Consider the following 22290-nt stretch of genomic DNA (forward strand, 5'->3'; position numbering starts at 1 on the left):
TTTTTATTCAAATAAAACTCCCTCAAACACCTTTGATACCTCCACTTTTAGCCCGGCAAAGTGTTTGCTAACTGCCGTTTCACCCTCGGTATAAACTTTAGAACCAATAAAAACATCATCTACCAAGGTATAAACCAAAATGGTACGTTCCATTGGGCTTATAATCCAATATTCAGGAAGTTTTGCTTCTTCATATAGCCGAAATTTAGTGTCTAAATCATGTTTGGTATTTCCGGGCGAAAGTATCTCAACAATCAAATCGGGTGTGCCAACAATTCCGTGGTTATCGAGTTTTGACAAATCACACAAAATACATACATCAGGCTGAACAACTGTGGTATTTTTCTTTTTCTCAGATATGGTTAAAACCACGTCAATCGGAGAAAAAAAAACTTTACAAGTGTGCTTGCTAAAATGCTTTTTGAAAGCTGTGAATGTGTTTGCATTTATATCTTGGTGCATCCAACTAGGAGCTGGGGACATTTTTTTTATTCTCCCCCGAATAAGTTCTACCCGTTCTTTAAATTTCCATGTAAGATATTCGGCATAGGTATATTCTTTGCTTTCATCAAGCATTCCGTAGCTTGCTATGGGTTCTTCTACTTTCATTGGTAACAAATTTTAATTTGTATGCACTCCCTCAAACACCTTTGATACCTCCACTTTTAGCCCTGCAAAGTGTTTGCTAACAGCCGTTTCGCCCTCGGTATAAACTTTAGAACCAATAAAAACATCATCTACCAAAGTATAAACCAAAATGGTATGTTCCATTGGGCTAATAATCCAATATTCAGGAAGTTTTGCTTCTTCATACAGCCGAAATTTAGTGTCTAAATCATATTTGGTATTGCCGGGCGAGAGTATCTCAACAATCAAATCGGGTGTGCCAATAATTCCATGATTATCGCGTTTTGCTAAATCACACAATACGCAAATGTCGGGTTGAACCACTGTTGACTTTTTGTCTTTTGATGAAACAAAAAGCACTACATCGACAGGGGCGTAATAAACTCGGCATGATTTTTTTTCAAAATAGGTGTCAAATATTTTGAGAGTGTTGTGATGCGAATCTTGATGATTCAAACTGGGTGCGGGAGCCATTTTTTTTATTCTCCCTCGAATAAGTTCTACCCTTTCTTTAAATTTCCATGTAAGATATTCGGCATAGGTATATTCTTTGCTTTCATCAAGCATTCCGTAGCTCGCTATTGGCTCTTCTACTTTCATTGGTAACAAATATAAGCCATTCTGAAAGTGGAATGCAAATTTTGATTAAAGTAGATTTACCCAACAAAAACGAGTTTTTTTGTTTCAAAAAAGTCGTCCTTCAGTTTTGAGTTTAGATTAAACAGTTTGATATGTTTTTTGCGATAATTCTTCTGAAATTCGGCTATTTCTTCTGTCAAATCTCCACCTTTAAGCCCATAAAAACCGCTGTTACTAAATCTGCTGAAATCAATTTTGGAATCTACCCAACCAAAAAACGGGAGCAAACGTGTAACGGCTCGCGATACTACATAGTCGAATTGTCCGCTTATTTGCTCGGCTCGGCCATTTATTGCAGTTACGTTGGTCAACTGCAATTCATTGGCAACCGCCTGAACAACTTTAATTTTTTTGCCAATACTATCAACCAGTGTAAAATGCACTTCAGGAAACAAAATGGCTAAAGGAATGCCTGGAAAACCACCTCCTGTACCCACATCCAACACTTTTCCGCCCGACCTAAATTCGGTAAAAAGGGCGATGGACAAAGAATGTAACAAGTGTCGGGTTTTAAATTGGTCAATGTCTTTTCGGGAAATAACATTGATTTGGGCATTCCAATCTGCATATAGTTTTTCGACTCGATTGAACAAATCCAGTTGATGAAGGCTGAGGTTTGGAAACAGCTCTACTAACTGTTCCATCGCAAGGGTTTTGAAAAATATCCGCGGATTCCAATAAAAATTTGAATGAAGAGTATCCCAAAATCAAATAACGGGTAACCAAAGAAATAAGGTTTATAACCCAAAATTTGCATATTTTTCAACAATACTATGGCCTGAACTATAAATCGCAATATAAAAATACCAAGAATGGGTAGCCAATAGGTTGGAAACAACACAAGTGATAGAACAAATGTGACATAAAACATAAAAAGGCTTATGGAATACAGTCCGAGCATGAATTTGTGTGCAGGTTTATACAGTTTTCCGGTGCTGTAGTGCCTTCTTTTTTGATAGATCCAATGACTCCATTTTTCATGGGGTTTTGAAATAGTTTTTGCCTCGGGCTCTATGCACACAGAAACATTCTGGGCGGTTGCTGTTTCGTTTACAAACAAGTCGTCATCGCCTGATAAAAGGTGTTGATGACTGGCAAAGCCCTTTACACTAAAGAAAAGCGAACGTTTGTATGCCAAATTTCTGCCAACACCCATATATGTTTTTTTAGCGATTGAAAAATTTAAAAACAGCAGGTGTGTGTGGAAAGTGTCCAACTGTGTGAGCCAGTTTAAGAGGTTTCTTTTTTGTTCGTATTGACCCACACCCAACACAATATGATGACTTTCTGAAAAATGATTACACATAATTTGAAGCCACATAGTGGAGGCAGGTTGACAATCAGAATCAGTAAAAATAAGTTGTTCGTGTTTTGCCGCTTTAATGCCAATGGTTTGAGCAAATTTTTTGCCTCGATGAAAACGCTCGTCAATGTCGAGGTGCAACACCTTTAGTTTTTCGTTTTCTTGGGCGAGTAAATCTAAAAAATCGATGGTACCGTCGGTGCTACCATCATTGACAACAATAACTTCAAAATTTGGATGGTTTTGCGACAGAATGAGCGGTAGATTATCTTCCAAACCTTGACGATTGTTTCGGCTGCAAATAATAACCGAAACACCTTCTCGATTGGTGAGTAAATTTGTCGGAGCTTTTGATATTTTGGTAAAAATTGCCAAATAATAATACAACTGCACTAAGGCAAACAATCCAAAAACTGCGATTAGAATTATTGCTAAATTCATGTAAAAAGATTACCGCAAAGGTGCTTAAAAACTACAGTTGGTTTTCAACTTGTTTTGAACAGATAAGAGCCGAAATGAGATATATGTTTTGGCTTCAATATTATCTGCTGTTTATTTTTTAGTTACTTGGTATTAAGTATTTTGTAGGTACATGGTCGGTAAGCCAAACACCATTTTCTGAAATGAAAAACTGAAAATTGTCGTAAAACATTTGTTCAGCAAGTACTTTAAATACAAATGGTTTACCGTGTCTTTGCCCAACCTGTATAGCCGTTTCCAGGCTAACGCTTAAATGAACATGTTGTCTGTTTCGTTTTTCAAGTCCCATATTTAAAATGGAGGGAACTGATTTTTCACCGGTTCCGTGATACAAAATTTCGGGTGGTTTTTGGTTTATGTAACCTAACTCTATTCCTACTGAATGACCTTGACTTGCCCGAATTTTTTCAAGTGTTTCGTTAAAAGCAAATCTTTTTTTAGAATTTGTAGCAACAATGTGATTGAGTATGTCTCTGTCGAACTGTATGCCACTTTTGTTCGATTTTTCTATCAATTCGGCAACATTGGCCCAACCATTTTGGTCAAGCTGGATTCCAATAGTTTCTGGCTGGTGTCTCAAAACCATACTCAAAAACTTACTGATATGCACCAATTGTTTTTCGCTAATCATATTCTATCAAGTTGCAATGACACCAGCTTACAAAACCAACTTTACTGCTCTGTTTATTTCCAAAATTTCGTTCGTGCAGTCGTCTTGCTTTTCAGCAATGCAAAGTTAAACAAAGGTATTGCGTTCTGGAATTAGGCAGATATTTATGTTACTCGTTTTTGAAGCAAAATCTTTATCAAGCTTGCACTGGTTTTTAATAACCAGTCCGACACAAGAGATTTTGGATAGGTAAAGTCAAAATTATCTTATCTCAAGCATGTAAGGCATCACAGCCTGTATGCCGTTCATGCTTTTTAAATCTTTAAGTTGCTGATAAACACCGTAATAATCGCCCAACTCTTCTTTTACCAGATTTTCCTTTACAGATGCGGCTCCAAATGCTTCCATAAATTGCCCGAAAGGATTGTCTGATTTTGGATAGGTGGTAACCTTATACTCTTTTAGATGAGCTTTGTAGGCAGCAATGGCAATGGCTTTTTCAATTCCGCCAAATTCATCAATCAAGCCAATGCCTTTTGCCATATCTCCGGTCCAAACTCGGCCTTCAGCAATCGTGTCAAGATGTGTTCTTTCTAATTTTCTACCTTCAGAAACGCGGGTTAAGAAATCAGTATAAATTTTATCAACGTTTTGTTCTAAAATAAGTCTCTCGGCGTTGGTCAAAGGTCGGTCGATACGTCCAAAATCAGCCATGTCAGATGTTTTTACCACTTCTGATTTTAAACCGAGTTTATCCCACAATTTTTGAGCATTGGGGTACATACCAAATACGCCAATAGAACCTGTAAGGGTGCCGGGCATGGCCAAAATACTGTCGGCGTTGCAGCTAATAAAATATCCGCCGCTGGCAGCCACATCGCCCATAGAAACAATAAGGGGCTTTGCATCTCGCAGCAATTTTGTCTCACGCCAAATAACATCACTGGCCATAGCACTGCCGCCGGGGCTGTTTACCCGCAAAACAACGGCTTTAACGTTTTTATCTTCTCTGGCTTTTTTCAAAACTTTGGCAAATTTGTCGCTGCCTATTTCATCGCTCGAGCCTTTGCCGGAAACGATGCTACCATCTGCGTAAATAATGGCTATTTTATCTTGTGTTTTTGATTTTTTTTCTGATACGGTTGAGTGGTATTTTCCCACCTCCAACATTTCGAGTTTCTCCTCTTCTTTTAAACCAACTTGGGTTTTAAGAGCAGTCATCACTTCGTCTCTATATCCAGTAGCATCAATCATTTTATAATGCACGGCATCTTCAGGAGTCCTTACTCTTATGGAGTCGGCAATGTTTTTAAGCTCATCAACCGAAACACCTCTTGAGGCAGATATTTGACTTAAAAAGTGGTTGTAGGTAGAATTAAGATATTCGGTTATTTGTTTTCTGTTTTCGGCACTCATTTCGTCCAAAACAAAAGGTTCGACATAGCCCTTATATTTTCCTTTTTTAACGGCCTGCATTTCAACACCCAATTTGGCCAATGTTTCTTTCACAAAAGTTACATCAGCTGCCATTCCATTAAAAATCATGGTGCCGGATGGATTCAAATATACCTTGTCGGCCACCGAGGCTATGTAATAGGAATTATTATAAAATATTTCGCCGTAGGCATATATAAATTTACCGGAGGTTTTAAAGTCATTCAAAGCTTCACGGAGTTCACCCAATTTGCCGTATCCGGCCACAACCGATGATAAATCAAGAAACAAACCATCCACCTTTTTGTCATTTTTGGCATGTTCTATGGTTTCAAGCAAATCATACAAGCCTAGGGCAGAAGTTTTATTTCCATCCAATCCGGCTGTAAATTTTGCAAAAGGATTTTCATCGGTTTGGTCGTTGATATAGTAGTTCAGTTTAAGTTTAACAACTGTATGGTCTTTCACTTTCACAACGCTCTTTTTGCTAGAACTTGCCACAATTCCGGCAAAAACCATAAAGAAGATGATCATTAAAATAATAGAACCAACAATGGTGGCTAAAACGTATTTAAAGAATTGTTTCATTTGAGTGTTTTAAATCCGTTGTGACCCCAAAAGCCGGTCGATTAAATTCTATTCAAGATAGATTTTTTTGACAATCGAATTACCTTTTAGGTCAACAACTTGCACAAAGTAAAAACCCTTTGTAAGCATGGAGAGAGCTATTTCGGCGAAATCAGATTGAATTTCGGTGAAAAATAATTCCCTGCCAGTTAAGTCATACAGGTTAAACTGTGCTTTCTGAGCATTTTTAACCATAATGCTACCTGTTTTTTGAACCAGTTGCATGTTTGACTCCAAAAGATTGGAGACGTTTGCGGCACCGTATAGTTTAACAGGAATGTTTAAATCCAGAGCGTCATTTTTGAGATGCAGGTTGGCCGCCAAAAAATCGGAAACCAAATTAAACGTTAGTGTTACAATTTTTGATTCTCCGGGAGTAATTACAAAACTTCCATTATCAACGGCTATTTGATTGTTGCTGGGCGTAATGGCCGTAAAAGTAATGTTCTGATTGCCGAGGTTGGTTATGGAAAATTGGTATGTAAGCGTTTTACCTTTAGCGTTTTCCATGATAATTTCATCGTTTGTACTAATCGACATTTCTGTTATTTGTGGAGCAACTGATGTGGTGCTTATGCTGTGGATTCGTTCTAAAAACTCAGGATGGTCGATGTATGGATTTCTATTTTTTTGATAACCGAAAACGGCATTGTTACGGTCTATGGCGTTTTGAGCCGGAGGAAAACGGGTTGCCCATTCACGCAAAAGGGTTTCCTGGTCGGTCAAGAAGCCACTATAGTTTTGGTATCGGGTGGCAAAATAAAACAAGGCACGTGCGGCATCGCCTTTATGAGCATCACGGGGTTCAAAAATGCTACCCGATTGTTTGCTGCCTCCGTCTGTCCAACTTGGGTTTACCACCACGGCAAAAGGGTAATTTCCTCTTTTTCCATTGGCAGTTTCATCGGTCGGAAATAGATGATGAATATCGGCACGTTCCGGTTCAGTTTGATTAAACAAACTTTGAGGCCAAGTGTGTTCGCAGTTGAAATTATTGGAAGTGGCACCGCTTCTTGTATTAAAAGTGGCTTTTCTTCCGGTATAGATACATTCTACTTGGCCACCATGATTGTCGATGTTTCCGTACATTACATCTCGAGCACCATTGTAGCCCAGATTGGTGTAATTTTTTGCTAAAATGGATTTTAACTCTTGTTTCAAATCTTCTTCAAACAAATTCTGCGTGGACGAATAATAGGTGTCGGCATATTTTCCGGTGCCACGAACATCAACCGCCAAGCCACCAAACACCTGCACTTTTGAAGTTTCGTAAATAACCAATTCGGTGTTGTAATTAATGTTGTGGCGGGGTTTAAATTTTACGGTTATCGTTTTAGAATTATTTGGTGCAAGACTAAAGGTGCTTTCATTAACAGAAAAATCACTTTGATAAATGCCCACCTCAAGATCAACATAAACGCTAAAATGATTAGTTATTAATACCGTTTTTTCGGTAGAATCTTTGGTAAAGGTTTCATCAAACACAAGACTTGTTGTTGATACTGAGATTTGCCCGAAAGCAAAGGCATAAAACCCTATCAACGAAAGAAATAAGGTGTATTTTTTCATGTTTCAAAGGTAGGATTTTTTGCACCATTAAGGCATTAAGAGCTTAAAGTGTTGTGTCAAAGAAACTCAGTATTCCTTTACTTTCATTTCGGCAAACAAGGTCATAAGGGTTCGCTTAGCAATTAAGCCTCGAAAAAACTAATATTGCCCCATGCAATTAAACGAGTTGAATGCAATTAGTCCGATAGACGGACGCTATCGGTCGAAAACAAAGGCGTTGGCCGAGTACATGTCGGAGTTTGGATTGATAAAATACCGCGTGTTGGTGGAGGTGGAGTACCTCATCGCTCTTTCCAAAGGAGGCATTGCCAAACTTTCTCCGTTGTTGAATGCGGATGTGCAGGTTAATCTTAGAAAAATGGTTGAAAACTTTAGCGAGGCAGACGCTCTTGTTATTAAAGAAACGGAGAAAACCACCAACCACGACGTAAAGGCGGTTGAATACTTCGTGAAAGGTAAATTGGCTGAATTGAATTTGACCGATTTGGAAGAATTTGTCCATTTCGGACTTACCTCTCAGGATATAAACAACACAGCTATTCCATATTCACTCAACATTGCCTGTCAACAAGTGGTGATGAAACAATTGGCTGAAGTGGTGCAAACCTTAACTGAAAAGGTAAACGAATATAAAGAGATACCCATGTTGGCCAAAACCCACGGCCAGCCTGCATCTCCAACTCGTTTGGGGAAAGAATTTGCCGTATTCGTGGCTCGATTGAATGAGCAGATTAGGCAATTTAACGAGTTGAAATGGCCTGGCAAATTTGGGGGTGCCACCGGAAATTTCAATGCACACTTCGTGGCCTATCCGGAGCTTTCATGGGCTGATTTTGCAAACGATTTTGTTGAAAAACTGGGTTTGCAACGCAGTGAGCCTACCACCCAAATTGAGCATTACGACAATTTGGCGGCTAAGTTTGATTGTCTTCGTCGCATAAACACCATTCTGATTGACTTTTGTCGGGATATATGGACGTATATCAGCATGGAATATTTCAAACAACGCATTGTGGGCAACGAAGTTGGCTCATCGGCAATGCCACATAAAGTAAACCCGATTGATTTTGAAAATGCCGAAGGAAATTTGGGTATGGCCAATGCCGTTTTAAATCATTTGTCAGAGAAACTACCCATTAGCCGATTGCAACGCGACCTTACCGACAGCACTGTTTTGAGAAATGTTGGCGTGCCATTGGGGCACATGGTCATTGCATTTCAAAGCATCCAAAAAGGCATGAGTAAATTGCTGCTCAACGAAGCTAAAATAAAACAGGATTTGGACGAAAACTGGGCGGTGGTGGCAGAGGCCATACAAACCATTTTGCGAAGAGAAGGCTACCCAAAACCTTATGAAACCTTAAAAGGATTGACAAGAACCAACTCGAAAATTGATCAAAAGGCAATCCACCAATTTATTGATACTCTGGAAATTTCGAACGAAATAAAAGAGGAAATGAAACGGATAAGTCCGTTTAACTATACTGGAATGTGATGAAATCGGATAAAAAAACCTTGGTGTTAGGTGCAAGTCCAAACCCGGAACGATACGCTTTTCGGGCGGCAAATCTTTTAAAATCAAAAGGATACGAAATCGTTCAGTTGGGAAAACGCACAGGTGTTGTGGCCGGACAAAACATTGAAACAAAAGCTCAATTCTTTGACGATATTCACACCGTTACCCTCTATTTAGGGCCGCAAAACCAAAAGGAGTATTATCAGTATTTAATTGCTCTTCAACCCAAAAGAGTAGTTTTTAATCCAGGCACCGAAAACGATGAATTAATAAAGTTGCTTCAAAAAAATGGCATTGAAACATTGGAAGCATGTACGTTGGTTATGCTAAATTTGGGAAATTATTGAGGTTAGCCCCGATAGTTATCGAGGTGAGATAAGACAACTTCTAATAACTTGGCACACTTACCTAAGCACACAATAAAAAATGAAAACGTCGACACATAGTGCACAAAAATTCACCACCCAAAAAAGGGAGGAAGTAAAAGATGTGTTGACGTATGAAACTCCGTTGCAAATTTTAGTAAACGACAAACCTTTTTCCGTAACCATGCAAACTCCCGGAAATGAGGCAGATTTGGTGCGGGGTATTTTGCATAGCGAAAATGTTTTTACCCAAAAAAATGAAATCCTCAAAACCCAAACTACGGGTATTGATACGGTTGGAAATATATCGGCTATAAACGCTATTATTCCAGAAAATATGCTCGACTTTGGCTATTCCAGCAATCGGTCGTTAACCTCGGTATCGAGTTGTGGCATTTGCGGAAAAGAAGATTTGTCGGGTATTGAGCTTTGTGGAAACCCCATAACCGACCAAACCACATTTACACTGAAAGAAATAAATGCCATGTTTGATGAAATGGCCGCTATTCAGGAAACTTTTATAGCCAGTGGCGGTTGCCATGCCTCAGCGGCTTTTGGAGCCGACAAAAAAATGCTGGCTTGCATGGAAGATATAGGCCGCCACAATGCGGTGGACAAGGTTATTGGGCATTTACTCAACAATAAAAAAATGGAGCAGGCCAAAATCATTTTGGTCAGCGGCCGGGTGAGTTATGAAATTGTTTCAAAGGCCTATTATGCCGGCATACCGATGCTGGCTGCCATTTCCGCCCCATCTGGTTTAGCCGTAGAAATGGCCGAAAAATACGGCATCACCTTATTAGGTTTTTGCCGAACGGATAAGCTGACGGCGTATAGCTGGGCTGAGCGAGTGAGGTTGTGATTTTTATTGTGTTAAATGGGCTATATTTGACTGAAAAAAAGTTAATATATAAGCATGCAAATGACTCTTTATATAATGGAAATATGCGTAATAGGTTGTTTGTATTGGGTATATACGGATGTTAGCACTCATTTTAAAAGACGACACGTATGAAAATATTGACAGTAATTTTGACCTTTCTACTCTTGACTTCATTTAAGCCAAAGGACGAAGTGTATATTTTGTTTCCTGACGAAGTAGGGGTTGTTCAAACCTGCATTGGACAGGAGGTAGAAATAGAAATTAAAATAACGACTGAGTCTGTAAAAAAGATAAAAGTTCATTCATTTTCTTTAGACCAATTTGACTTTTCTTTTCTCAAAGATAATAAAATACTTACACAAACCGACACAATATTTCTGAGTAAGAACAGTCCAATTACATTGAAAGTAAAGTTTAAGATACAATCTTCAGACAAGCCAAATTCGTTCAGTTTTAAGACTAATTTGGACAAGTATTCAACTAACCAAATAAAATTAAGTTACGGACAATATTTAGTTACAACCAATGACATTAGAGAAGGAAAGGAACAGTTTATTAATGTTTCAGAAAGTTGCCAAGACAGCATTAAAGTAATCTTTCCATATGGCGGGACAGTTTCTAGTGCAACATTATACAGTGACTCTACTTCCACAAAAAAGGAATTTAAATCGGTTTCTTATGGAATAATGGATGAAGGAAATTTTATAACATTTACCAAAACCGACAAAGGACGATATTATGTAGATTTTGGTTCTTGTCATTGGGGAGGGGAATTTTGGCTAACAATAAAATAAAAACGAGTGCTAACAGGCGTTTGGCAAAAAAGCGGGTTCAGTGCTTAAATGTAGCTTTGTGCTTCGTATCAAGTTCAGTGCTGGTAGACAGTTTAGAGCTTCGAAATCCGCCACATCGCCAAGCCCCAACCCGTTGTGTGCATTAAAAAAAACCGATGAGAATACTTAAATACATCCTTTTAATTTTGTTAGTGATTTGGGGACTACTAATTGCGTGGACTAAATTATTTTCTGTTGGACATCACTTTCCTTTCCTTACTGTATTAACTGTAATTGCCATTATTGCGGGAATTAGTAAACATAAAAAAGCGAACTTAATTTTCATTATTTCGGCTTGTCTTTGGATGGTATTTAGTGCTGAAACTATTGGATTTGTAATATTCTTCGATGTAGGAAATTATCAAAGAATGTTAATAGGTATCATTCCTTTTCTATTGAGTATGGGAGTTCTATTCTCGACTCAAACTGAGATTAAATTTCTAAGTACTATTATGCAGAAATTCATTTTAGTTCCTCTGTTAATGTTGATAGGAATTGGCTCATATATATACAAACCGACCACTGAAGAGATCAATTGTTGGTACTATTTTGACAACAATAAAACATACAATGTCTTGTTTGCAGAAGCACCAGAAAGAACCTTTGAAGTTGAACTGTCATCTGACGAACTAAAACATGAAGTTGAAATAGAAGCCCTACAATATGAAGGACGAAATGTTTACTACTGTCCAGAAACAAAAGTTCGTGTCGTGACCAGTTTTGGAAAAATAATTTCTGCCAAAATAATGTCATTTAGAAATAGTGAAATAGATAAGAAAGTGAATTTTAGTAGCCCAACAAAAATTCCGTTGGAAAAGGTTAGTGGAAAATTGGAAATACTGAAACCATTCATACTCAGATTGTGGAATTAAAAAAAAAACGCACAACAACAATGTATATAAAAAATAGGCGAAATATTAGTAAATTCAATGATTTTGGCTCGTATTGAACTTTGTGTTTAACCGAAAGTTCTGTGCTTCGAAATCGCCTACTTTTCATATACTAACCGTTACCAGTAATCCAAGATATAAAGATTCAGAAATGAGTCTAATGTAATTTCTCATTTCTGAATTTTCTTTATTAATTTCGTAGGCAGACGTAGTTGAAAAAAACGATGAAAAAGAAGTAAAAAATGATATTTTTGGGGAGTACTATACCATCAACCAACTCAACAAAAAGTAAGGCGTTTAACATTATCATTTCGCCAAGAGCCCAAAAAGAAATTGAAAATGCAATAGATTATTACTGTTTGTACAGCGGCAATGCTCCCGAAAAGTTTGTTGTAGCACTTAAAGAAGCATACCAAACCTTGCAGGAAATCCCGTATTAGAGGGTTAGATATAAAAATATTCGAGCTTTGAAGATTCACAGATTTACACATTCGCTATACTTTGTGGTTGATGAAGATAAGAAAGTGGTTCGAGTGCTTTCCACTTTTCACAGCAAACGAAACCCAAAGAATAGGCCGTGAGCAATAGGTAGTCGCAAAAAACAAATTATATTTGGCTGGAGGCAAAACAGTAAGAAGGTAAATGGAATTTCTAAAGGTAGGAGTGTCACATCGAATATTCTAAATCGTTTTGTAGGAACTTAAAACACTATAGGTGTGAAATTTAAGAATCATAGATATTGGTTGTTATTTTGGATTGGTCTAACTCTTTTGGCACACTTAATAAGTCTGACAGGGGGAATCATTTATTTACTCATTATTTTTATATTGGCTCCTCTGGCTCAAACTATAGCAATTTGGGCATTAGAGCAATCGAATAAATCCTTTTTTTGGATGACCCGCCCAATACTTTGGATTCTGTTTATGATTACGCCAAATGATACCCAATCGGCCTTCATATTAGGATTAATGTTAGATGCATTATTATCGGAATTTCTACTTTACAAAATTTTCGGGAGCTTGAATATTGGCTTTTATGGAGTTATTCATATCGCAATAGTTAGTCTCCTTTACTACCTTAATGAGTATCTCTCCGACTTGTGCTTGGGTGCTACTCTCTTCGAAAAAATCTTAACACTAACTTGTATGTACACATTTTATACTTTTGTGTGTGGCCTAACAATTGCCCAATTATACGGGAATGAAATCTTGAAAACTAAAATGAAACTCAATCATTAGTTTCAGTTGATTATGGCAAATTGGAAATTTCAAATTGTTTTACCCTTAAATAGCAAAATCTCAAAATACGATTGAACAATATGGAGGAAGCTAAATTTAGAGGTGGTGCCAGAGTTGGAATGGCCAATGCAACATGGCCGTTTGCAACTTTGACTATATCAAAAAACAATATAACCTTAAAAGTTAGAATGTTTGCCATGCTTGGAGTAAATGGACTATTAATTTTTAACCCGGAAGATATTACCTCAATAAAACCTTTGAATGGCCATTTTTTCAATGGTGTTCGTATAAATCATATTGTTAAGAAATATGAAGAAACGGTCGTTTTCTGGACTTCTGGTGATCCGTTTGAGATTGTGAGAGCCTTTAATAGAATATGTGACATTGATAGAAGTTGAGTTTAGAGTGAATACTTTATGAGCTCGTAATCACAAGTCAAATATCAAATTCAACACCATTTATTTGAACAAACATTAAGAACCAATCAAAAACCCTATTTTTGACTTTTGAAGTAAAGGAAAGAAAAAAGAGACACGATGTCTAAAAATCTTAGTGAATTATCAGGCCGAAAAGGCATTGTTGACAATCTGTTTGACAAAATGGGAAAAGCTGCCGAAAGCAGCGGAACGGTTGGGGCAAACGATTTGGACAAACTGGCAAAAGAATTTTTGATTGGTAAGGCCAATACCTACGGCACCATCACGGCTTACGATTTTTTAAAACCGGAAAATCAGGGTAAAAAGGCGTATGTGTGCAATGGGTCGGCGTGTTTGTGTGCCGGAACACAGGGAAAGGTTTCTGACGAATTAAAAAAGCACTTTAAAGAAGAAGAAATTGGCCACATGACCTGTTTGGGAAGGTGTCATGAAAATGCAGCTTTTCATGTGGGAGGATTAAATTATTCGGGCAATGCCGTGAACAATTTGACCGAAATTTTGACCACGCAAGGTGCATTGCAACCAGTGGATACATACAACGTTCAAGCCACCAAAGAGGTGCTGACAAAATCCTTTTCAAGTTTTGATAATCATTATGGTTTGCTGAAAAACGTGTTTGCAAAAACACCTGAACAGGTGTTGGATGAAATAAAGAAATCAAACATCAGGGGCCGCGGTGGTGCTGGTTTTCCGATGGGTGTAAAATGGGATTTTTGCCGAAAGTCAGAATCGGATACTAAGTTTATTATCTGCAATGCCGACGAGGGCGACCCAGGTGCATACAGCGACAGATATTTGTTGGAGGAACGACCACATTCCGTATTGTTTGGTATGATAGTGGGCGGCTACTGCATGGGAGCCAATTGGGGTATTTTGTATATCCGAGCAGAATATCCGGAAGCGGTTGAAACCGCTCAAAAAGCCATTGATGAGCTTCGAGCGGCCAATTTGTTGGGAGAAAACATTTTAGGCAGTGGCTTTAATTTCGATTTTAAAATTATAAAAGCCAAAGGTGCCTATATCTGTGGCGAAGAAACTGCTCTGATAAACTCAATTGAAGGTCAGCGACCTGAGGTTCGAACACGTCCGCCGTTTCCCGCCGTTCAAGGATTGTTTAATAAACCAACCATTGTAAACAATGTGGAAACGTTGGCCGCAGTGCATTGGATTATAGAAAATGGGGGAGAGGCCTACTCAACATTAGGTACCGAAAAATCAACCGGAACCAAACTGGTTTGTTTGGATTCTTTTTTCAACAAACCGGGCATTTATGAGGTAGAAATGGGCACTCCACTTAAAACCGTTTTTAACGAACTGGGCGGTGGATTTAAAGAACCGGTAAAAGCAATGCATATTGGTGGCCCGTTGGGTGGCATTGTTCCAGTATCAAAAATCAACGATTTATCCATTGATTTTGAATCATTTGCTCAAAATGGATTTTTGTTGGGACACGCCTCAGTGGTATGTATTCCCGAAAAAATGGAGCTGATAAAATACCTCGAACATTTGTTTGAGTTTGCAGCCTACGAAAGCTGCGGGAAATGTTTCCCCTGCCGATTGGGAACTACACGAGGCCACGAATTATTTAGCAAAGCCATACACGAAGATTACAAAATAGATCGCACATTACTCAACGATTTGTTGGATACCTTGCAGGCTGGCTCGCTGTGTGCCCACGGTGGTGGAATTCCATTACCGGTAAAAAATGCGTTGCAGTATTTTGATGGGGAATTGGGAAAATATTTGGGTTAAGAAATGGAATTTAACAACCTTGTAAATAGCATTCAGGGCATAAATACTTCACTGCGAGAAGATGCAGTACGAGCTGTGAATATGCGTTTGACTGTTCGCAATTGGTTGATTGGATTTTATATTTTTGAATTTGAACAAAAGGGAGAAGAAAGAGCAAGTTACGGTGAAAATTTAATTCAAAATTTGGCTAATGAATTAGATGATTCTGGTTTGTCTGCTCGAAACTTAAAGCTGTTTCGACAGTTTTATTTAACCTATGAATATTTTGGCAATTTTTTAGTTGAAAATACTGATTATAAGATGTTTATAATTGGGCAGACACTGTCTGCCCAATTGCAGACTGTCTGTATGTTGTTGGCAGCCGATAAAAATAACACTTTAGTTGAATACGCAATTGCAGGAATGGACGAAAATATATTTGTCCAGAAATACCTAACCCAACTACCAAGCAAAGAAGAAATGGAAAATTATCTAAAAAGACAATTGGCATAAGAACATGAACAATACAGCATACATCAACAACGAAGCTCACGAGTTTTTACCCGGAGAAACGATATTAAAATTTGTAAAACGCATTACCGGAAAGGATAATATTATACCAACGCTTTGTGATGCTCCAAACCTTGAGCCGTTTGGTAGTTGCAGAGTTTGCAGTGTAGATGTGTCGTTGGAGCAAGATGGTAAAACGAAAACAATGGCATCTTGTCATACACCCGTGGCTGCTGGACAGTACATTTACCCCAATTCTGCCGGAGTGCAAAAACTACGAAAAAACATCATGGAGTTGGTGTTGACAGACCATCCTCTCGATTGTTTGACTTGTGAGGTGAATGGAAATTGTGAGTTGCAGGATGTGGCGGCTCAGGTAGGTATTCGAAAAGTACGGTATCCTGAAGGAAAAAATCATTTGGATAGGCAAAAAGATTGGAGCCATCCATACATGACTTCCGATTTGTCAAAATGTATTAATTGCTATCGCTGTGTGCGTGCTTGCGATGAAGTGCAAGGACAATTTGTATTGAGTATGGCCGGACGCGGTTTTGACAATCACATTGTAAAAGGGCAGGATGTTTCTTTTATGGAGTCGGATTGTGTGAGCTGTGGTGCATGTGCCCAAGCCTGCCCAACGTCGGCCATTTCGGATGTATTTCAATCTAAATCTATACAAGCCGAAACCAAAACCAGAACGATTTGCACCTATTGTGGTGTGGGTTGCAATTTGGAGGTTAGCACCTCAAACGGTGAAATATTATCCATTCAAGCACCCTATTCTGCTGAGGCAAACGGCGGACATACCTGTTTAAAGGGAAGATATGCGTTTAAATTTTACAACCATCCTGACAGATTAAGAACCCCGCTAATTAAACGAAACGGAACGTTTGTAGAAGCCACGTGGGATGAGGCTTACAACCACATTGCGAGTGAGTTAAATCGAATAAAAGCCCAACATGGGCCTGATTCTATTGCCGGGATTTCATCGGCTAGAACGCCGAACGAGGAGAATTATTTGATGCAAAAATTCATTCGGGCGGTTGTGGGAACAAACAATATTGATTGCTGTGCAAGGGTTTGCCACTCGCCAACGGCATTGGGTATGCAACGAGCATTCGGCACCGGGGCAGCTACCAACTCCATCGAAGATTTGGAATATACGGATTGTATTTTGGTGATTGGTGCTAACCCAACGGATGCCCATCCGGTAACGGGAGCTAAAATCAAACAAAAATTTATGAAGGGTGTGACGAGCATCGTTATTGACCCACGAAAAATAGAATTGGCAAAATATGCTACCTATCATTTGCAGCTCCGACCAGGCACCAACGTAGCCATGCTGAACATGATGCTGTATTTCATAATTACTGAAGGTTGGGTGGATGAAACTTTTGTTGCTAACAGAACCGAAGGTTTTGAAGAAATGAAGGCCGAGATATTGCGGTTGGACATGGATGAAATGGAGCGTTTAACCGGAGTTGACCGTAACTTAGTGAAAGCTGCTTCCAAAGCATATTCAAGTGCAAAGGCGGCTATGGAGTTTCATGGGTTGGGTGTTACCGAACATTCTCAAGGCACATTTGCCATTCAGCTTATTGCCGATTTGGCAATGATTACCGGAAATATTGGCAAAAAAGGAGCGGGCGTAAACCCATTAAGAGGTCAAAATAACGTGCAAGGAGCAGCTGATATGGGTGCTCAGCCACATCAAGGTGCGGGATATTTGGATGTTACAAATCCGGAGATAAACCACCGATACAATACATTTTACAAACGAGAGGTGCCAAGCCATATTGGCTATAAAATACCTGAAATGTTTGAAGCTGCTATCAATGGCGACTTAAAAGCTCTCTGGATTATCGGTGAAGACGTGGTGCAAACCGATCCGAACACCAACAAAGTCATCAGGGCTATGGAAAGCGTTGATTTATTGGTGGTTCAAGAATTGTTTATGACAGAAACGGCAAAATATGCTACGGTGGTTCTTCCTGGGGCAAGTTTCTTAGAAAAAGAAGGAACTTTTACTAATGGTGAAAGAAGAATACAACGTGTAAACAAGGTGGTTGAGCCATTGAAAGGAACTAAAACCGATGGTCAAATCATCGTTGACATGATGAACCGAATGGGATATGAGCAGCCTGATTATACTGCCGAAGGAATGCTGAAAGAAATTTCGCAAATAGTGCCGTTTTTTGCTGGAGTTACTTGGGAAAATTTAGGTACAAACGGAAAGCAGTGGCCTGTGATGCCTGATGGAACCGATACCAAAATGCTTCATATAACCGAGTTTAAACGCGGAAAAGGTAAATTTACCTTTAAACCTTTTGAGGAGTCGCATGAAATTGAGAAGTATGGAAAGGATTTTCCGTATATTATTACCACCAACAGAGAGTTGGAGCATTACAACTGCGGGGCTATGACCCGAAGAACGGGCAATGTAGAAATTTTGACCGAGGATGTTTTACTCATTAATCCGGCAGATGCCGCCAAAGAAGGTATAGCAGACGGTGATATGGTTTGCGTAGAATCACCTCGTGGCAAGGTGGACATTAAAGCTTTGGTAACCGACGAAATGAAACCCGGAATTTTGAGTTCTACGTTCCATTTTCCTGAAATTATGTTAAACATCATCACATCCGACGAACATTGTTCGGAAGCAAAATGCCCTGAGTATAAAGTGGTTAGCTGTAGAATAAGAAAAAGCAAAGGAAAATACAAGATGATGGCCGAAGCAAAGGCCGAAATAAACGAATGATTGTAAAACTCAGGAAGTTTTCGGAAAATGATTTAGAACGACTGGTGTTGTTGGCTAACAATCCAAAGATTGCCAATAATCTGACCGACAAATTTCCGTACCCATATACCGAAGAGGCAGGCAAATGGTTCATCAATTTTGCTCTCGAACATCCGGGACACAACATTTTTGCCATAGAGGTAGATGGTGAATATGCCGGCTCCATTGGTATTCATCCGTTGGACGATGTTTTTAAATTGAGTGCCGAGATTGGATATTGGGTAGGAGAGGAGTATTGGGGAAAAGGTGTGGCAACAGAAGCCGTTCGGCAAATTGTGGAGTTTGGCTTTCAAAATTTAGAAATCAACCGAATTTTTGCCCGACCTTATGTTACAAACAAAGCCTCGCAGCGGGTTTTAGAAAAAAGCGGATTCAAACTCGAAGCCCGTTTTGAAAAGACCATCATCAAAAATGGGATTATCCAAGATGAGTTGGTGTATGCAGTGAGAAGGATGTAAAAGTCATGAGTTTTGGAATGTATTTTTTTGTGAAAGGTTATAATCATTAAAAATGTTCCATTTCTTCATCAAACAGCAAGGAGTTATACTTGCAACAGTTGGTCTTTTCTACGCTCTGTTGTTTTATCATTCACTTGCTTTCAGTGTAGTTCCCGGTTGGCACACACCCATTTTATCATCGTGGGTGGTTGTTGTAATTTTTGCATGGGTAGTGCTGTTTATCCTTGCGGTATCTCTGACGGTTTTAAACAATAAGAATAGAAAAATTACCAACTTAGCATTTTGCGGAACTTTGATCTTGGCACTCCCAATGCCATTGCTAAATATAATTGAATCGTTTAGTCCAGGTTTATTGGGAAACGAAAACTATCTATATGAATTTGCAACAATTCTAGTTTACATTGCAGATATTGTACTAGTTATTTCAATACTCTTTTTTATGAAAAGAGAAAAAGAAACGAATAAGGAATAAAATCTCCGTATCGTATTGACAAAAAAAGTTTTACTCCTCTCGCGAAACCACCACAAGAGCTTTACCTAATTGCAAATGCATGGTGTCTGTTTCGTATTTATCAATAACGATTAGGGTTTCTTTTCCTGTTTTAGATTTTACTGTTGCTGTTTTTTTCTTTTCGTCGTATGTCCATTGGCCGTCTTCATCCTTGCCCATCATGCTGAGCGTGGCAACACCGTTCTGCTCAAACTTAATGGTTAAATCAGCAAACATAGCATCGGCCATTTTTAGACTTGCTGGATCAACGCTTTTCCCTTTTTCGGCATAAATGCTTTTATATTTCCAAGTACCAAGTAAAGAGTCAGCTGTTTGGGCGGAGGCAATTTGCCCGACAAATAAAACCACAAGGGTTACAATTAATGTTCTCATGTGGCAAAGATATTTTTTATGTTCAGAAATGCCACCTGTTTAAAGTACCTTTATAGTTTTTAGCGAGTTAACTTAAAAATTCTCAAATTCCGAAGCTCAAATTGTTTTCCAACTTCCGTTTTTAATTCAAGCGAAAAATTGGAGTGGTTGAACATTTTTGGCACTTTTCGATAAAAGGCATACGAATCATTTCCTTTATACATAGTTAGAGGGTTGTAAAACCGGAAAGCCTTTAAATTAGTGCTATCCTGAGAGAGGAGAAAGGCTCTTATTTCGGCATAATCATTTTTATTTTCGGTCAAAATATCACCTTCTACCTTTAGCCATGTTTCTTTATCAGAATTTAGGCCAGACTCAAAAATTTTGCATACACCTTGCGAGTCGGCGGCAATAGTTTTAGAGGTCAAAGAAAATATTTCTTCCTTTTTGTAGTTCTTTTCATTACCAATTAGCTCATCTGTGTCTAATAAACTCATATCCAAAGGGGTAGGATTTTTATCTAAATAAATGGCTTTGTAGTATTTAAAATTACTGTCGTAATAGTGCAAAACGGTGGAGTTGTATTGCAGAATTTGAAAAAGGTTAACAGCAGTTAAATACACAATGGCCGGATATTCCACCCATTTCCACCATTTCTTTTGTCGAAACCAGTCAATAAAACCAGCCAGAGCCAATGCAAAAACGGGATAGCTTTGCGACAATGCCCGACACGAATAGCTGGCACCATACCTAAAATCGTGCCAAGATATGATGACATAAATATTTAATAGACAGAACAGTATGACAGATTTTTTAAACGGAAACCTACCAATGTGAAACATTCCCCAAAGAAAAAACAATGCAATAGGTGTGTAAATAATCCAACCTTTTTCGCCACCCAAAAGCACTTGCCAGTGTGGGGTTAAAAAATCCCATTTACTACCCACGTCATAAACCCAACCACCCGTGGCAACTTTCCAATAAATCAATTGGGGCAAAATGCCCACCAATCCGGCAATAGCGGCAATGGCAATGTGTGGTTTGTTTTGTTTTACAACCGCCCATTTCTGGCTTGCTGCCTCCTTGTTTTGGGTGTTCCAAAAAACAGGAATCAACAACATCAACGCTTCTGTAGGCCGGCTTATCATGGCCAAACCAATGAGATAGCCCGAAAGAAATGCCCATTTTGCTTTTGGTTTTTCATGCCATTTTATGGTGGCATACAGTTGCAGCACATACAGCGGAAAAATGTAGGCGTGACTCATGGCACTATCTACAGAAACATATTGGATGAAATTGGATGCCAGCAAAACCCCCACGAGAGTAAGACTAGTAGTTAAATCATCGAAAAATCGGAGTAGAATTTTTCTCAATAAAAAGAAGGAGAGGATTACGTAAATAAGAATGCCAAAACCCAAAGCATATTGGTAGGGTGCCGAAAATCCATCCGCTGGATAATCTGTGTTTAAGGCAATGAGATGGCCAACGGCAAAAAATGGGATTTGCAGCACAGCAACTCCACCCAAATATTTAAAAACATATCGTCCATCGGTGGGTTGCGGGTTGGCTTGATACAGCTTTCCGCCCGTTAAATGATAGGTAGAATCAAGCGGTGGAAACCAATCTAAGGTGCTGACATCGTGGTATATAAAGGTTGATGGAAGATAGAAATAATATCCAAGTGCATCCCAAGTGGTCAGGTTAAATTTTTGTTCGTATCTCGGATAGTAAAAACGGGTAGCCGTAAAAAGAAAAGCTGCCAAAAAACAGACAATAAGCGATACGTTTTTTATTCGGGACATTTCACAAATATAGATTTCGTTTTTTTATGAATAAAAAAAGGTCTCCAACTTGGAGACCTTTCTTAAAAAAAGTATTCAAAATGTATTATTTCCCACCATACAATTCGTCTTGCCAAACTTTCAACTCATCCCATTGACCATTGGCAGCCATTTCGGCTTGTTTTGGCCAAGTTCCGGGATCGTGAGCGGCAAAATTTCCTTCAGCAGCATCCAAAATTGATTTTACTTCTTCCGAAGTTTTAGCAGCCAATTCTGCAAAGGTATTAATACCAACGGCATTTAGAGCAGCGGCAATTTTAGGTCCGATACCTTCCACTTTGGTCAAGTCATCGCCTTTAGCCTCTTTTTTAGGTTTTGCAGCGGCAACAGTTCCGGTGCTTAAATTTTGAGCAATGCTGAATACATCACCGTCCAAAATAATTCCAGATTCCTCTTTGAACGGAGATTTAATGTAAACTCTTTTGATATTTCGCTTAATGGCGGCAGTTCTTTCTTTCGCTTTAGTTTTATTTCTTCTTGCTTTTCTTTCTAATCTTGTAACTGTCATCTGTCAAAATTTTGGGTCGGCAAAATTAGAAATTTTATTTATAAAACTATAATTGGTCATACTATTTTTTAAAAATAGCTGAGAATGGTTTTTAAAAGGTTTAAATCTCCCCAAAAATCTTGAAAAACGATA

Annotated in this window: 22 protein-coding genes; 12 read left to right on the plus strand and 10 right to left on the minus strand. The window is 38.7% G+C overall.

Annotation, left to right across the window (positions count from 1 at the left end):
- Positions 1 to 3: 3 nt before the first annotated feature.
- The 7 genes from H6607_04640 to H6607_04670 form a co-directional block, all read right to left on the minus strand.
- Positions 4 to 576, minus strand: coding sequence for a Uma2 family endonuclease (locus H6607_04640; GenBank protein MCB9261642.1), 573 nt, complete (start codon positions 574 to 576; stop codon positions 4 to 6).
- A gap of 45 nt (positions 577 to 621) precedes the next feature.
- Positions 622 to 1227 carry a Uma2 family endonuclease gene (locus tag H6607_04645; protein MCB9261643.1) on the minus strand — a complete coding sequence of 202 codons (606 nt, stop codon included), beginning with the start codon at positions 1225 to 1227 and terminating at the stop codon, positions 622 to 624.
- 56 nt (positions 1228 to 1283) lie between these two features.
- On the minus strand, positions 1284 to 1910 hold the full coding sequence (gene rsmG, locus H6607_04650) for a 16S rRNA (guanine(527)-N(7))-methyltransferase RsmG (GenBank protein ID MCB9261644.1): 627 nt from the start codon (positions 1908 to 1910) through the stop codon (positions 1284 to 1286).
- Positions 1898 to 3010, minus strand: coding sequence for a glycosyltransferase (locus H6607_04655; GenBank protein ID MCB9261645.1), 1113 nt, complete (start codon positions 3008 to 3010; stop codon positions 1898 to 1900). Before H6607_04655 ends, rsmG begins: the two co-directional genes overlap by 13 nt.
- Before the next feature lie 118 nt (positions 3011 to 3128).
- Positions 3129 to 3680, minus strand: coding sequence for an RNA 2'-phosphotransferase (locus H6607_04660; protein ID MCB9261646.1), 552 nt, complete (start codon positions 3678 to 3680; stop codon positions 3129 to 3131).
- A gap of 240 nt (positions 3681 to 3920) precedes the next feature.
- On the minus strand, positions 3921 to 5681 hold the full coding sequence (gene sppA / locus H6607_04665; protein MCB9261647.1) for a signal peptide peptidase SppA: 1761 nt from the start codon (positions 5679 to 5681) through the stop codon (positions 3921 to 3923).
- 48 nt (positions 5682 to 5729) lie between these two features.
- The gene (locus H6607_04670; GenBank protein MCB9261648.1) at positions 5730 to 7289 is read right to left on the minus strand and encodes an endonuclease; all 1560 of its coding nucleotides are present in this window, start codon (positions 7287 to 7289) and stop codon (positions 5730 to 5732) included.
- Between the two features lie 151 nt (positions 7290 to 7440).
- Here H6607_04670 and purB point away from each other — a divergent pair, with 151 nt between their 5' ends.
- The 12 genes from purB to H6607_04730 all read left to right on the plus strand — a co-directional run bounded on the left by purB (position 7441) and on the right by H6607_04730 (position 19419).
- Positions 7441 to 8784 carry an adenylosuccinate lyase gene (gene purB / locus H6607_04675; GenBank protein MCB9261649.1) on the plus strand — a complete coding sequence of 448 codons (1344 nt, stop codon included), beginning with the start codon at positions 7441 to 7443 and terminating at the stop codon, positions 8782 to 8784.
- Positions 8784 to 9152, plus strand: coding sequence for a CoA-binding protein (locus H6607_04680; protein ID MCB9261650.1), 369 nt, complete (start codon positions 8784 to 8786; stop codon positions 9150 to 9152). Before purB ends, H6607_04680 begins: the two co-directional genes overlap by 1 nt.
- A 79-nt stretch (positions 9153 to 9231) precedes the next feature.
- Complete coding sequence (gene fdhD / locus H6607_04685; protein ID MCB9261651.1) at positions 9232 to 10032, plus strand: formate dehydrogenase accessory sulfurtransferase FdhD; 801 nt, start codon at positions 9232 to 9234, stop codon at positions 10030 to 10032.
- 149 nt (positions 10033 to 10181) lie between these two features.
- Positions 10182 to 10847 carry a hypothetical protein gene (locus H6607_04690; GenBank protein MCB9261652.1) on the plus strand — a complete coding sequence of 222 codons (666 nt, stop codon included), beginning with the start codon at positions 10182 to 10184 and terminating at the stop codon, positions 10845 to 10847.
- A gap of 155 nt (positions 10848 to 11002) precedes the next feature.
- Positions 11003 to 11758, plus strand: coding sequence for a hypothetical protein (locus H6607_04695; protein ID MCB9261653.1), 756 nt, complete (start codon positions 11003 to 11005; stop codon positions 11756 to 11758).
- A gap of 260 nt (positions 11759 to 12018) precedes the next feature.
- Positions 12019 to 12216 carry a type II toxin-antitoxin system RelE/ParE family toxin gene (locus H6607_04700; protein ID MCB9261654.1) on the plus strand — a complete coding sequence of 66 codons (198 nt, stop codon included), beginning with the start codon at positions 12019 to 12021 and terminating at the stop codon, positions 12214 to 12216.
- 878 nt (positions 12217 to 13094) lie between these two features.
- Complete coding sequence (locus H6607_04705) at positions 13095 to 13412, plus strand: hypothetical protein (GenBank protein ID MCB9261655.1); 318 nt, start codon at positions 13095 to 13097, stop codon at positions 13410 to 13412.
- Positions 13413 to 13550: 138 nt separating this feature from the next.
- Positions 13551 to 15203: a formate dehydrogenase gene (locus tag H6607_04710; protein MCB9261656.1), complete on the plus strand. Its 1653-nt coding sequence runs from the start codon at positions 13551 to 13553 to the stop codon at positions 15201 to 15203.
- A gap of 3 nt (positions 15204 to 15206) precedes the next feature.
- Positions 15207 to 15695 carry a DUF1016 family protein gene (locus tag H6607_04715; protein ID MCB9261657.1) on the plus strand — a complete coding sequence of 163 codons (489 nt, stop codon included), beginning with the start codon at positions 15207 to 15209 and terminating at the stop codon, positions 15693 to 15695.
- Positions 15696 to 15699: 4 nt separating this feature from the next.
- Positions 15700 to 18450 (plus strand): formate dehydrogenase subunit alpha, encoded by a 2751-nt coding sequence (fdhF, locus tag H6607_04720; GenBank protein MCB9261658.1) that lies wholly within the window; start codon positions 15700 to 15702, stop codon positions 18448 to 18450.
- Positions 18447 to 18947 carry a GNAT family N-acetyltransferase gene (locus H6607_04725; protein MCB9261659.1) on the plus strand — a complete coding sequence of 167 codons (501 nt, stop codon included), beginning with the start codon at positions 18447 to 18449 and terminating at the stop codon, positions 18945 to 18947. Before fdhF ends, H6607_04725 begins: the two co-directional genes overlap by 4 nt.
- Before the next feature lie 52 nt (positions 18948 to 18999).
- Positions 19000 to 19419, plus strand: coding sequence for a hypothetical protein (locus H6607_04730; GenBank protein ID MCB9261660.1), 420 nt, complete (start codon positions 19000 to 19002; stop codon positions 19417 to 19419).
- Positions 19420 to 19449: 30 nt separating this feature from the next.
- On the opposite strand, the gene H6607_04735 is transcribed toward H6607_04730, so the two are convergent.
- The 3 genes from H6607_04735 to H6607_04745 all read right to left on the minus strand — a co-directional run bounded on the left by H6607_04735 (position 19450) and on the right by H6607_04745 (position 22158).
- Positions 19450 to 19830, minus strand: a complete 381-nt coding sequence (locus H6607_04735; GenBank protein MCB9261661.1) for a hypothetical protein — start codon at positions 19828 to 19830, stop codon at positions 19450 to 19452.
- Positions 19831 to 19889: 59 nt separating this feature from the next.
- The gene (locus H6607_04740; protein ID MCB9261662.1) at positions 19890 to 21611 is read right to left on the minus strand and encodes a glycosyltransferase family 39 protein; all 1722 of its coding nucleotides are present in this window, start codon (positions 21609 to 21611) and stop codon (positions 19890 to 19892) included.
- A gap of 85 nt (positions 21612 to 21696) precedes the next feature.
- The gene (locus tag H6607_04745; protein ID MCB9261663.1) at positions 21697 to 22158 is read right to left on the minus strand and encodes a hypothetical protein; all 462 of its coding nucleotides are present in this window, start codon (positions 22156 to 22158) and stop codon (positions 21697 to 21699) included.
- Positions 22159 to 22290: the final 132 nt, after the last annotated feature.

This window comes from Flavobacteriales bacterium, from assembly GCA_020635395.1.
Taxonomy (GTDB): domain Bacteria; phylum Bacteroidota; class Bacteroidia; order NS11-12g; family UBA9320; genus UBA987.